The sequence below is a fragment of the Salinibaculum sp. SYNS191 genome, assembly GCF_037338445.1.
GTDB classification, from domain to species: Archaea; Halobacteriota; Halobacteria; order Halobacteriales; family Haloarculaceae; genus Salinibaculum; species Salinibaculum marinum.
In genome coordinates, this window is the sequence record NZ_CP147838.1 from 1413602 (window position 1) to 1425540 (window position 11939).

Sequence of the window (11939 nt, forward strand, 5' to 3'; positions counted from 1 at the left end):
TATCACTCGCTCGCGGTCGCCCGAATCAACGCCGTCAAATCGTCGTAGAATCCCGCCTCGTACTTCGTCGCCTCGTCGATTGTCGGCCGTGCATTGGTCTCGTTGACGACCGCACGGTCGTCGGTCACCAGGAGGTCGATTCCCACGAAGGGAATATCCATCGCCGCGGCGGCCCGTTCGGCAAGCCGACGGAGGTCGTCGGGCAGGTCGACGCCAGTCGCGACGGCACCGCGGTGGACGTTGTGCTTCCACTGCCCGGCCGCCAGCGCCTCGTCGGGCAGGCGGCGCTCAACCGCCCCGACGTACTCGCCGTCGATGCACATCGCGCGGTAGTCCCGGGCGTCGGCGACGTACTCCTGGACCAGGAACGAACAGTCGCCGGTCGCCCTGTAGTCGTGGACCAGGTCGAGGTAGTCACAGATTCCCAGGAAGGAATCGAGATCCGTCGCCTTCGCCACGCCGATGCCGCGGGTGACCGAGTTCGGCTTGACGACCACCGGCGGGTCGAACCGCTCGAAGGCGGCGGCCAGGTCCGACTCGTCGACCGGGTCCGAGACGACGACCGTCTCCGGGACCGGGACTCCGGCACGGGAGAGTCGCGCCAGCGTCTCACCCTTGTGGCGCGACCGCAGCACCGTCTCGCGCCCGTTGACCCAGGGGACGTCGAGGAGTTCGCTGACGACCCCGCCCTCTGCGAGACGGGGCGGGAAGACGAACCCGGCGTCGAAGTCCCCGAAGTCGGCGTCGAGCGGGATGGTCCGCTCTGCCGTCGGGACGTAGGTGACCGCGACGCCGCGCTCGGCGAGGGGGTCCCGCATCCGATCGTGGGTCTGCTTGTTCGTCGCCACCGCCAGCTGGAGCATACCGTCGCCTGGGCCGCGAACGGAATAAATCTGGCCGAGCGACGGAGTGTCCGCTGCTAACACGCGTCAGTACGTATATAATACGGATGCAAGCCTCTTGGTGACATGGCTCGTGGATTCTACGCCATCCTTGCAGTACTGATTGTCGTCCTCGCCGGGTGCAGCGGGGCCGGACCGACCGACGACGGGGCCACCCCCACTGCCACGAGTAGCGGGTCGGGCGGCACCGGCGGAACGGGCAGCGGCGGCGGCGGATCGGGCGGCACCGGTGGGAGTGGCACCGGCGGCGGGTCGGGCGGGACTGGGGATGACGGTGCCGGCTCCGGTGGGAGCGGGACGGCCGACGCCGTCTGGGACCCCTACGACTTCCGCGAGGGCGAGTTCTACGCGTACGAAATCCGCGAGGGCGGCGAGTTCCTGGGCACCTTCACCTGGGAGGTGCTCTCGGTCGCCGAGGACAGCGTGACCGTGGCGGTCACCGGCGACGTGGACGGGCAGCGCTTCGAGGTGCAGACGACCGGCGCGCCGGAGACGGCCTACAACAGCCTGCTGACCAACCCCGCCGGCAGTTACGTCTTCATCGCGCTGTACGGTCCATACGTGGGTGCGTTCCGCGGTGAAACCCTCGCGATCGGGCAGGGCTGGAGTTACAGCAGCGGGTCGGACTCGCTCAGCTACCGCATCGAGCGCACCGACAGCATCGCCGGCCGCGACGTGTTCGTCACTGTCGTCCGCGAGAACGACGTCCCGCAGTACGAGACCTGGATAGACGCCGACCTCGCCTTCGCCGCGAAGACCGTCATCTACGACGAGGGCGAGGTCGACGTCGAGGTCCGCCTGACCGAGTACCGGGACTGACCGAGCGCGTCGGGTCGCGGCCGTCTGCCGCGCGTCTGACGTATTTTTACATCAATTGAAACGTTTTCGTGAGTCATGAGCACGACGCGCACGCCACCGACCGGTCGCTACGACCCCTCGTCCGGGAAGACGCTGGCCGTCGCCATCGCCGAGGAGATAGCCGCCGCCAGCGGGACGGAGCCGGCGGCACCGGACCTGCAACTGTTCGACTACATCGACCCGGAGGCGCTCAACAGCCTGCACGACCACGCGGCCACCAAGGGTGAAGCCACGTGGGAACTCGAATTCGACGTCGAGGACGTGACGGTCACGGTCACCAGCGACGGGCGAATCACCGTCGTCTGACGAGGGTGTACGGGCCACACACCTACCCGCGCCGCACCTGACCGGTCGCATCGCCACACGGACTTCACGTGACGGACGAGCCGTGCGAACAGGCCGCACGTTCTCGGCACCGGAGAACCGTCGTCTGGAGTTATGCTGTCAGACAGCGAAGAGGAGGCATGAACACGCTGCTCAAAGCGCTCGCCGCGCTGCTCGCGGGTTTCGTCGGCTTTGCCCTCGTCGGCATCGCCGTGACCGAGGCGCTGGACCCGTACATCTGGCCGTCGGCGATGCTCGGACTCCCGGTCGGTCTCCTCGCCGGCGTCGCGACGGCCGCGCTCGCGTACCTCGGCCTCACTGCGCTGGACGAACGCGCCAGCACGGGGTCGGTCTCGGAGAGGACGCGGCGGCGGACCCTGGCGACGGTGGCGGCCGTACTCGGATTCGCCGGCGGCGGCGGCCTCGCCGTCGCTGTCCTCGCGAGCCAGCAGGTCGGTGTCGCGACCGCGATACTCTCCGGCGGTCTGCCCGTCGGACTCGTCACGGCGGCCGTGGCCGCGTACGCGGTCGGCCGCCGGAATCGGCGACACGAGTCCCCGCCCGGTTCGACCACGTAACTGAACCCACCCGGGGCCACGCCAGTCCGGCACGCGACGAGACCCCCACAGAGACGGCTCCGTGGGCCCGTGACGCGTGCTACTGTTGTTCAATATATATTTAATATCTAATAAATCAACAGTTAAACATGGCATCTGCAATCGAACTCATGGGATTGACCAAGCGCTTCGGCGACGTAGTGGCGCTCGACGGCGTCGACCTCACCGTCGAGGAGGGGGAGATTTTCGGCTTCCTCGGCCCCAACGGCGCGGGCAAGTCGACGACCATCGACACGCTGCTGGACTTCGTCCGTCCGACTGCCGGGTCCGTCCGCGTCCTCGGCATGGACGCCCAGGCCGACAGCCTCGCCATCCGACGGCGGACCGGCGTGCTGCCCGACGCATACAGCGTCTACGGCCGGCTGACCGGTCGCCAGCACGTCCAGTTCGCCATCGACGCGAAGGGGTCCGACGAGGACCCACTGGCCCTCCTGGAACGGGTCGGCATCGCCGACGCCGCCGACCGGAAGGCCGGCGGCTACTCGAAGGGGATGCGCCAGCGCCTCGTCCTCGCGATGGCGCTCGTCGGCGAACCCGACATCCTCATCCTGGACGAGCCCTCGACAGGACTCGACCCGAACGGTGCCCGCGAGATGCGCCGCATCATCCGCGAGGAGAGCGAGCGCGGCGCGACCGTGTTCTTCTCCAGCCACATCCTCGAACAGGTCGAGGCAATCTGCGACCGCGTGGCGATTCTCGACGAGGGTCGCGTCGTCACCGTCGATACCATCGCTGGCCTGCGCGACGGCGCCGGCAGCGGCACGCAACTGACCATCACCGTCGACGCCGTGCCGGAGGGGGCTGTGAAGGCTATCAGAGTCCTCGACGGCGTCCGCGAGGCGACTGCCACCGAGACGACCGTCTCGGTCACCATCGACGAGGGCAGCAAGACGGCCATCCTCGACGTCCTCGAATCCTCGGGCGCGGAGGTGCTCGACTTCACGACGGCCGAGACCTCGCTCGAAGAGCTGTTCGCGACCTACACCGGCGACGCGGAGGACACCGCCCCGACGCCGGAGGCCGACGGGGAACCCGCGGAGGTGGCGCGATGAGCTGGGCCGTCGTCGCGCGCAAGGATTTCAACGACGCCCGCCGCTCGCGCTCGCTGTGGGGACTGTCGATTGCCTTCCTGCTGCTCGCCGTCCTGTTCGCCGCGCTGTACACCTACATCCCGGAGATTTCGGGCGGTGGTGAGCTCTCGTCGCTCGGGCTGATGGGATTCCTCTCGGCCCCCGTCGGTATCTTCGTCGCCGTCGCCTCGCTGGTCATCGCCTACAAGTCGGTCGCCGGCGAGACCGAGTCCGGGTCGGGCAAGCTCCTGTTGAGCCTGCCCAACACCCGCCGCGACGTCCTGTTCGGGAAGATTCTCGGCCGGACGCTCGTGCTCGCCATCCCCGTCGTCGTCGGCCTCGCGGCCATGCTCGCGGTCGTCCTCGCGACGAACGTGGCCCTCGAACCCGTCGAGTACGCGCTCTTTACCGCCGTGACGCTCTTGTTCGTGCTGGTGTACGTGACGCTGTTCGTCGGCATCTCGGCCAGTACCACCTCGACCGCGCGGGCCGCGACCGTGGCGGTCCTCGTGCTGGTCGTCGTGGAGTTCGCCTGGGACATCGTCCCGCTGGCGGCCTGGTTCGTCCTCAACGGCTTCCAGGTGCCGGCCGCGTTCCTCACCGGCGACATCGCGGCGATGCCCGACGTCATCGCCTTCCTGGCGAATCTGCCGCCGAGCCAGGCCTATCTCAGCGCCGTCGGCGGCGTCCTCTCCGGGTCACTGAGCGGCGCTGGCCCGTGGTACCTCTCCCAGGCCTTCAGCCTGGTCGTCCTCGTGGTGTGGGCACTCGTCCCCGCCGGAATCGGCTACCGCCGCTACCGCCGCGCCGACCTCTGAACGCACCCGACCAGAGCGAAGACGCCGTCGCTCGCAGGGCGACGGACCGAAGAAGGGACGACCGCAATCGAGTCAGCGACCGACGTTACGCGATGAGCAGTTCCTCGCCGCGCTCGACGACGATGCGGCAGGGCGGGGTAATCTTGTTGTAGGCGCGCCGGTAGGCTTCCTTGACAGCCGCGGCCTGGTCGACGTCGCAGTAGGCGGTAAAGAGGCGCTCGCCGGCCTGGATTCGCGCGGCGGTGCCGACGATTTTCCCGAACGCCTGGCGCATCCCGTCGGAGACACGGTCGGCCCCGGCACCGGTCGCCTGCTTGTTCTCGCGCAGGACCTGGTGGGGGAACTTCCGGAGAATCATCGAGTAGTTGTTCTCGCCGAGTTCCTTGATGAGGTGGCGGTTAGCCGATAGGCGCGCTGCCTCCAGCGAGCCGTGGCGGAGCTGGACGCTCTCCTCGACCTCCAGCGAAATCTGGACCGGATAGTCCTCGGGGTCCTTGTTCCGGTCGCCCATCTTGTGCTGTGCAATCTTCGACCCGGGAATGCCCGTGATGTACTCACGTCGCGTGTACGCGGGCTTGTCGATGTCCCGGTACATAGAGGCGGGTTTGTCGGACATGGTCTTGCGGTAGACGAAGCCGACGGCGTAGATAAAGCCTACGAACCGTCACTGTCGCGTGTGGAGGCGTGACGGACGGCCGGAGCGGGGAGGCGGCCGCCCGGAGGGTCGGCACACATTTGTCAGTGGAGCGACCACAGTGCAGTATGAAGCGCCGCGCCCTCCTCGCGTGCAGCGGGACCGCCCTGGCGGCCGGTCTCGCCGGCTGTACCGGCTCGCTGTTTGGCTCCCGGGTGACCGAATCGTTCGACCGGAGCTACGACGTCGCCGACGGGGCGACGCTGACGGTCAGCAACCGCAACGGCGACGTCGAGGTCCGGGACACGGACGGCGACCAGCTCGCCGTCTCCGGCGAGAAGCGCGCCCCCAGGCAGTCCGGACTGGACGCCATCAGCGTCGACGTCTCGACGGGCGAGGAGATCGCCGTCGACGTTGACCTCGGGAGCGGGTCGAGCTTCTCGAACCGCAGCGTCGAACTCACTGTCGAGGTGCCCGACGGCGTCGCCGTCGACAGCGCCTCCTCCTCGAACGGGCGCGTGACAGTCGCGGACGTCGCCGGCGACGTCGACGCCTCCTCCAGCAACGGCCAGGTGGAGGTGACCGACGTGGACGGGTACGTCCGGTGCGAGACCTCCAACGGAGACATCCGGACCCGGAACACGACGGGGCTGCGGGGCGCGCAGACGTCCAACGGGACCGTCGACGTCGAGGTGCTGGCGATGCGCGACGACGTGACCTGCCGGTCGACCAACGGCTCGGTCACGGTCCGTGTCGGACCCGAGGTAGTCGCGGCCTTCCGGCTCTCGACGAGCAACGGCGACGCCGAAGTGCGGGACGTCGAACATACGGTCACGACGTCCCGGAACAAGCGCATCGAGGGACGGCTCAACGGCGGGACCGAGCCACTGCTCCGCCTGGAAACGACCAACGGCGACGTGACGCTCCGGTCGGCCGACGAGTGAGCGGGAGCGAGTCGCCACCGCAGGCCGAACGCGTCGCGGGGAGACGACGGTGCATCGCGACCGACCCGGTCCGCCTCCGGCGCGCACGCGGGTCTACCCACTGGAGACAGCAGCCGTCCGTTCGGTCACCGTGGTCCCCGACGGCGCGTGGACGAGGCGAACGACCACCTCGTCACCCGGGTCGAGGCGGACCGCACCCTCGCTGAGGCGAACCGAAAAGCTCTCGCCGGCGCTCCAGACGCCGTCGTCGTCCGCGCCGACGGCCGTCACCGACCCCGCAACGCGACCGCAGCGGCCGTCGAAGAGATCCGGACCCTCGACGTGGCTGTCCGGCAGACAGTTGTGCGGGAGCGGCAGGTCCACGAGTCGCGTCCGCAGGTCGTGGCCGGGAAGGTCGACGACCAGGTCGGTCTCCGCGAGCGCGACCGCGTCGCCACCCCGGTGGGACAGGCGGACCACCTGGTCAGCGGACCCACAGCCCGAACACGCGGCGACGACGTCGTCGGCCTCGGCGACCACCGACGGCGGCGGGTCGTCCAGCGACTCGACCGCCGCCCCGGCAGCGAACACCCCGGCCGCGAGGACCGCGACGAGCGCGACCAAGACGACCGTCCCCACCACCGCCGAAACGCCACGCGTCGTGTCGGCCGTCATGAGCCAGAGGTGGTCGCCCCCTCACTGAAAGAGTCGAGGGACGGGAGACACCGCCCCGCCGCCCTCGGCCGGTAACATGCACGTAATCTCACGCCGACTTTATTCGCCTCGCGCCCCTCCCTCCGATATCATGAACATGCTCGTCGACGGCGAGTGGCAGCGAGACGCCTACGAGTCCACGACAGAGGATGGAGAGTTCGACCGCCAGGAGACCACGTTCCGCGAGTTCGTCAGGGACGAGGAGGACGCCCGCTTCCAGCCGGAAGCCGGCCGGTACCACCTCTACGTCTCCTACGCCTGTCCGTGGGCCCACCGGACGCTGCTGGTCCGTGCGCTGAAGGGGCTGGAGGACGCTATCTCCGTGGACATCGTCGACCCGTTCCGGGCCGACGACGGCTGGCAGTTCACCCCCGAGAAGGCGGGCTGTACCGAGGATACCGTCAACGGCAGCGACTACCTGCGGGAAGTGTACGTGGCGGCCGACCCAGAGATGACCGGCCGCGTCACGGTCCCGGTCCTCTGGGACAAACAGGAGGAGACCATCGTCAACAACGAGTCGAAGGAGATTCTGCGGATGCTCGACACCGAGTTCGACGACCTCGCCGAGTACGACGTGGACCTCTACCCGGAGGGCTACCGCGAGGAGGTCGACCGAATCATCGACGACATCTACGAGCCCATCAACAACGGCGTCTACCGCGCCGGCTTCGCCAAATCTCAGGAGGCCTACGACCGCGCAGTCGACGAGCTGTTCGACGCGCTGGACCACTGGGACGCCGTGCTGGCCGACCAGCGCTACCTCGCCGGCGACCGCCTGACGGAAGCGGACATCTGCATGTTCACCACGCTGATTCGCTTCGACCAGGTCTACCACACCCACTTCATGTGCAACAAGAAGCAGATTCACGAGTACGACAACCTCTGGCCGTACCTGCGTGACCTCTATCAGACGGGCGTCGCCGTCGAGGGGACGCCGCTCGTCGCCGGGACGGTGAACATGGACCACATCAAGGAACACTACTACACCACCCACCCCGACGTCACCCCCTCGCGCATCGTCGCCGCCGGGCCGGACCTCGACTTCACGGCCGAACACGACCGGGACGAACTGCCCGGCAGTCCACCCGAAGCGCTCCTCCCGCTGGCCTGAGTCGGTCGACAGGACTCAGTGGCCCATCGAGAACTCGCGGCCCTCGCAGTCGTCGATGTCCAGGCGATACAGCGTGAACGTCACCTCGTCGAGCGGGACGCCCCAGACGCTCGTGTCCGGCGCGAACTCGGCGTTCGTTGCCAGTGCGGCGAAGGCCGCGTCGGTCTCCGCCTCGGGGACTTCGACGAGTTCGCCCGAGAGGACGACGCTGCGCCACCGGCCCTGCTCCGGTTCCTCGTAGACCGTGAACGACGCCTCGGTGCTCACGTCGAGACAGTCGCGTTTCCGGCTGGACTCGCCGGACCCGAACTGGACCGCGAAGACGGCCTCGGACCCGTCGTAGCCGAAGGACATCGGAATCGCGTACGGTCGGGTCCCGTCGTACAGCGCCAGGACGCCGATACCGTTGTGTGCCAGCACCTCGGCGACCTCCTCCGCTGTCAGTTCGCGCATGCGATGAGTGTGAGCCCGCGTTTTCAAATCCCTGGCGGTCGCCCGCGAACGGCGACTACCGACCGAGCAGGTCAGCGACCCGCTCGCGGTCCGCCCCGGTGTTGACGTTCACGCACCACCCCGACAGGTCGACGGTCTCGACGCGCCGGCCGGCCGAGACGAGCAGGTCGACGGCCGCGGTGAGTTCGATTTCGCCGGTGTGCCCCGGTGTCACCAGCCGACACACCGGGAAGATGGCTTCCGAGAACGCGAAGAAGCCCCGCGGGACGAGCGTCGACGGCGGGTCCGCTGGCTTCTCGACCAGACCCGTCACCTCGCCGTCCTCGTGGTCGACGACGCCGCCGCGGGCGGCGCGCTCCCGGGACACCTCCTCGACCAGAAGCGTCGCGTCGGCGTCAGTCCCGCGGTGGCGTGCGATGACCTCCTCGACGTTGGCACGACAGACGTTGTCGCCGTTGAGCACCACGAAGTCGCCGTCGACGTGCGGGGCCGCCTGCAGGACGGCGTGGCCGAGGCCGCGCCGGTCGTCCTGGCGGACGTACGTCAGCGGAGTGCCCTCGAAGGAACCGCCGTAGAACTCGCAGATATCGTCGCCGCGGTAGCCGACGACGACCACGACGTCGGTCACGTCGAGGGCCGCCAGCGTCTCGAAGACGTGCGTCAGCAGTGGCTTGCCGGCCACCTCCACGAGTCCCTTCGGACGGTCGGCGGTCAGCGGGCGGAGCCGCGTTCCCTCGCCGGCCGCGGGCACGACTGCCTGCACGGCCGAGCGTTGGCGGTCCCGTGACAAAAGCGCGCCGGCGGTGGGTCAGTACGCGTCGAGACGGTCGAGGACGCCGGTCTGGTCGGTGCCGTTGGCCGAGGGGGCGACGAACGCGAGCCCGCCGTTGCGGTACTCCGCGAGCGTGATGCGGGGGAAGACGACGCCGGTGACCGTGGTCCCGGTCAGCAGCGACTCGGTGTCCCGCTGCCGGAACCCGGTGAGTTCGCGGTCCTGGCTCGCGGCCCAGCGCTGGAAGGCCTCGTACCGACGGAGGAGTCGCTCGCCGGTGTCCGTGGCGGCCGTGTTCAGCGACGGACAGACGCAGTCGCCACAGAGGGCGAGTTCGAACCCGCTGATGCGCCCCGTCTCGTCCAGCCGCTGGAGCCGTTCGACCACCGCCTCCTGGGTGTCTCTGGCCTCGGTCGGCGCGAGCGACCTGACGTACAGCTCGATGCGGGGCGCATCCGCCGTCACCGCCGACCGCCTCCCCCGGTCCGGCCGCCGTAGACGGCTATCTGCACTCGCGTCACGAACATACCGGACCATCGCCACAGGAGCGCTTGAGAGTAGCTGAGGCGGACGTTAGACGGTGAGCGGCTGGTGACCGCCGCGAGTGCGCGCGACAGTGACGGGACTTTAGCCGCCGGGCGGCCTACCCTCGTGCGATGACCGAGGACGACCTCTACTGCGAGACCTGCGAGCGGGCCGTCGACCGCGACGAAGCCCGGCGGTCGGAGACCTACGGCGGCCTCGACCCCGAGAAGTGGCAGACGCTGTGTTGTCCGGACTGCGGCAACCGGCTGAAGACAGTCTTCGTCGGCGGCGAGTAGCTACCCCAGCGCGAGAAAGAGTATCCAGCCACCGAGGAGGGCGAGTATCACGGAGACGACTCTGGTCAGGAGGACGTTCCACTCCGCGGGCTCGACCTCGTGCAGCGGCGTCGTGCTCCCGATAGCGTCGAGTTGCTCGCCGAGGCGAGCGACGGGCCGGGGGTAGACCGTGCCGACACCGCCGAAGACGAGACAGAACAGGCCGACGAGGACGGCCCCACCACCGGGACCGGCCGGTTCGCTCTCCACAGGGCCATCCCCCGGCTCTGACGGGAAGTCCGCGCCGGGGAAGTCGTCATCGTCGTCCGGGTCGGTCGGGGTCGGGGTCGCCGTCGGCGTCGGTTCGGGGCGTTCCGTGCCGACGGCGAGTTCGTTGAGGGAGGCCTCCCCCTGCAGTCGGAGCCGGTGGTCGCCGGCGGTCGACGCCTCGACGCGGACGTCCCAGTCGCCGTCCCACGGCTGGTCTGCGGGCCAGACGGCGACGCGGGTGTCGTTGCCGGCGAACCGGACCAGGAAGTCGACGAAGCCGCCGGTCCCGACCGTGACGCGTTCGCCGCGGCCGTCGCCGGTGACGAGGAGTTCCGTGCCGTAGGTCGGCCCGGGATTGGCGACGCCGAGTGCCGTCCGGTTCCCGTCGACGAACGCGACGGTCCCGTTCGGACCGAGGTCGACGGTGCCGGTCGCGATGCCGTCGGTCCCGTCGACGAGGGCGGCCCGGAGCGTCGCCGTCTCGGTCGGACCGACGTACAGCGAGCAGTCGCCGGACGCGCCGACGCGGACGACCCGCCCGCCGTCCCAGTCCGACAGCGAGTCGTTCGTCAACCTGTCCGTGTAGCTGGCATCGAGGCCCGCACGCGAGGTGAGCGTCGAGTCCGCGTCGTCGGACCCACAGGACGGTGCACCGGTCGGCGTGGACGCGCTCGCCGCCGTGGCGACAGTCGCGACCGCGGCGATGGCGACGACGACAACGACGACGGCAAGCGCTCGCCGTTCGTGTGGAGGGCGTGACACGTCGAAGCGTTCGACCCGGGAGCGTCATCAGTGTTCCGCCTCCAGGGGGTCCGGAACGGAGGTGTCAACCCTCGAACCACCGTCTGACACGGGTTTTTACCGCCCCGGCACGACGTTCACCTATGGCCGAGGACCTGTACCTGGGGGTCGACTGGAGTGCAGGGTCGTGGTTCGCGGTGGCCTTCGACAGCGCGGGCTTCGACCACGCGGTCGTCGTCGACGAAATCGGCGAACTCTGGCACCGCTACGAGGAACGCGCCGAGCGCGTCCTCGTCGACATGCCGATCGGGCTCATCGAGGAGGGCGAGGAGGGCCGCGAGTGCGACCGCCTGGCCCGGAAAGCCGTCGGCCCGCGCAGCGCCTCCATCTTCACGCCGCCGGTCCGCGAGGCGACGCGCAAGCGCCGCTACCCCGCGGCCCAGCGCGTCAACGAACGCAAGTCGGGCCGCGGCCTCTCGAAACAGGCGTTCAACATCAGCGACGGCATCGCCGCCGTCGACGACCTGCTTCGCAACGTCCCGGAGGCGCGGGCGGCCTTCGCCGAGTCGCACCCGGAGGTCTGCTTCCGGGCGCTGGCGGGCGAACCGCTCCAGCACTCGAAGCGCAAGGCCGGCGGCTACGCCGAGCGGATGCGCGCGCTGGCGACGTTCGACCCCGACGCGCCGGCGGCGGTCCAGTCGGCGGCCGAGGCCGCCGGCGACGCCCAGGTGGCCGTCGACGACGTGCTCGACGCGACGGTGCTGGCCTACACGGCGCGGCCCGGCCCCGGCGAACTCCGTTCGCTCCCGGCAGACCCCCCGACGGACCCGAAGGGACTCCCGATGCAGATCGTCTACCGCGCCGGCGAACCGCTGGTCGAGGCCTGACCGGCCTTCGGCGGGGCGTTCCCAGAGGGAGAGAACAGGAGGGAG

General features: G+C 69.2%; 16 protein-coding genes. 9 read left to right on the forward strand and 7 right to left on the reverse strand.

Annotated elements, in window-relative coordinates:
* Positions 1 to 2 precede the first annotated feature (2 nt).
* Positions 3 to 863, reverse strand: coding sequence for an ATP-grasp domain-containing protein (locus tag WDJ57_RS07710; RefSeq protein WP_338905321.1), 861 nt, complete (start codon positions 861 to 863; stop codon positions 3 to 5).
* A gap of 105 nt (positions 864 to 968) precedes the next feature.
* Here WDJ57_RS07710 and WDJ57_RS07715 point away from each other — a divergent pair, with 105 nt between their 5' ends.
* The 5 genes from WDJ57_RS07715 (at position 969) to WDJ57_RS07735 (ending at position 4589) form a co-directional block, all read left to right on the forward strand.
* A complete protein-coding gene (locus tag WDJ57_RS07715; protein WP_338905322.1) occupies positions 969 to 1721 on the forward strand; it encodes a hypothetical protein in 753 nt (250 codons plus the stop codon).
* Between the two features lie 75 nt (positions 1722 to 1796).
* Positions 1797 to 2066, forward strand: coding sequence for a HalOD1 output domain-containing protein (locus WDJ57_RS07720; protein WP_338905324.1), 270 nt, complete (start codon positions 1797 to 1799; stop codon positions 2064 to 2066).
* Positions 2067 to 2224: 158 nt separating this feature from the next.
* Entirely contained in the window at positions 2225 to 2662 is a 438-nt protein-coding gene (locus tag WDJ57_RS07725) for a hypothetical protein (RefSeq protein ID WP_338905325.1), read from the forward strand.
* Between the two features lie 128 nt (positions 2663 to 2790).
* Positions 2791 to 3753: an ABC transporter ATP-binding protein gene (locus tag WDJ57_RS07730; protein WP_338905326.1), complete on the forward strand. Its 963-nt coding sequence runs from the start codon at positions 2791 to 2793 to the stop codon at positions 3751 to 3753.
* Positions 3750 to 4589, forward strand: coding sequence for an ABC transporter permease subunit (locus tag WDJ57_RS07735; RefSeq protein ID WP_338905328.1), 840 nt, complete (start codon positions 3750 to 3752; stop codon positions 4587 to 4589). Before WDJ57_RS07730 ends, WDJ57_RS07735 begins: the two co-directional genes overlap by 4 nt.
* Positions 4590 to 4674: 85 nt before the next feature.
* On the opposite strand, the gene WDJ57_RS07740 is transcribed toward WDJ57_RS07735, so the two are convergent.
* On the reverse strand, positions 4675 to 5205 hold the full coding sequence (locus tag WDJ57_RS07740) for a 50S ribosomal protein L16 (RefSeq protein WP_338905329.1): 531 nt from the start codon (positions 5203 to 5205) through the stop codon (positions 4675 to 4677).
* A 146-nt stretch (positions 5206 to 5351) separates the two neighbouring features.
* On the opposite strand from WDJ57_RS07740, the gene WDJ57_RS07745 reads away from it, so the two are divergent.
* Positions 5352 to 6167 (forward strand): DUF4097 family beta strand repeat-containing protein, encoded by an 816-nt coding sequence (locus tag WDJ57_RS07745; protein ID WP_338905331.1) that lies wholly within the window; start codon positions 5352 to 5354, stop codon positions 6165 to 6167.
* Positions 6168 to 6260: 93 nt separating this feature from the next.
* Here the strand turns inward: WDJ57_RS07745 and WDJ57_RS07750 are convergent, their stop codons facing one another.
* Entirely contained in the window at positions 6261 to 6821 is a 561-nt protein-coding gene (locus WDJ57_RS07750; RefSeq protein WP_338905333.1) for a type IV pilin, read from the reverse strand.
* A gap of 130 nt (positions 6822 to 6951) precedes the next feature.
* Here WDJ57_RS07750 and WDJ57_RS07755 point away from each other — a divergent pair, with 130 nt between their 5' ends.
* Complete coding sequence (locus WDJ57_RS07755) at positions 6952 to 7971, forward strand: glutathione S-transferase family protein (RefSeq protein WP_338905335.1); 1020 nt, start codon at positions 6952 to 6954, stop codon at positions 7969 to 7971.
* 15 nt (positions 7972 to 7986) lie between these two features.
* Here WDJ57_RS07755 and WDJ57_RS07760 read toward each other — a convergent pair whose 3' ends face one another.
* From WDJ57_RS07760 to WDJ57_RS07770, 3 genes are read right to left on the reverse strand one after another with little or no spacing between them, the layout of a single operon-like run.
* Positions 7987 to 8424 (reverse strand): pyridoxamine 5'-phosphate oxidase family protein, encoded by a 438-nt coding sequence (locus tag WDJ57_RS07760; RefSeq protein WP_338905336.1) that lies wholly within the window; start codon positions 8422 to 8424, stop codon positions 7987 to 7989.
* A 55-nt stretch (positions 8425 to 8479) separates the two neighbouring features.
* On the reverse strand, positions 8480 to 9187 hold the full coding sequence (locus tag WDJ57_RS07765) for a sugar phosphate nucleotidyltransferase (RefSeq protein WP_338905337.1): 708 nt from the start codon (positions 9185 to 9187) through the stop codon (positions 8480 to 8482).
* A gap of 45 nt (positions 9188 to 9232) precedes the next feature.
* Complete coding sequence (locus WDJ57_RS07770; protein WP_338905339.1) at positions 9233 to 9661, reverse strand: HTH domain-containing protein; 429 nt, start codon at positions 9659 to 9661, stop codon at positions 9233 to 9235.
* Positions 9662 to 9852: 191 nt separating this feature from the next.
* On the opposite strand from WDJ57_RS07770, the gene WDJ57_RS07775 reads away from it, so the two are divergent.
* Complete coding sequence (locus tag WDJ57_RS07775; RefSeq protein ID WP_338905341.1) at positions 9853 to 10017, forward strand: hypothetical protein; 165 nt, start codon at positions 9853 to 9855, stop codon at positions 10015 to 10017.
* On the opposite strand, the gene WDJ57_RS07780 is transcribed toward WDJ57_RS07775, so the two are convergent.
* On the reverse strand, positions 10018 to 11028 hold the full coding sequence (locus tag WDJ57_RS07780) for a hypothetical protein (protein WP_338905343.1): 1011 nt from the start codon (positions 11026 to 11028) through the stop codon (positions 10018 to 10020).
* Positions 11029 to 11150: 122 nt separating this feature from the next.
* Here WDJ57_RS07780 and WDJ57_RS07785 point away from each other — a divergent pair, with 122 nt between their 5' ends.
* Positions 11151 to 11894 (forward strand): DUF429 domain-containing protein, encoded by a 744-nt coding sequence (locus WDJ57_RS07785; protein WP_338905345.1) that lies wholly within the window; start codon positions 11151 to 11153, stop codon positions 11892 to 11894.
* Positions 11895 to 11939: the final 45 nt, after the last annotated feature.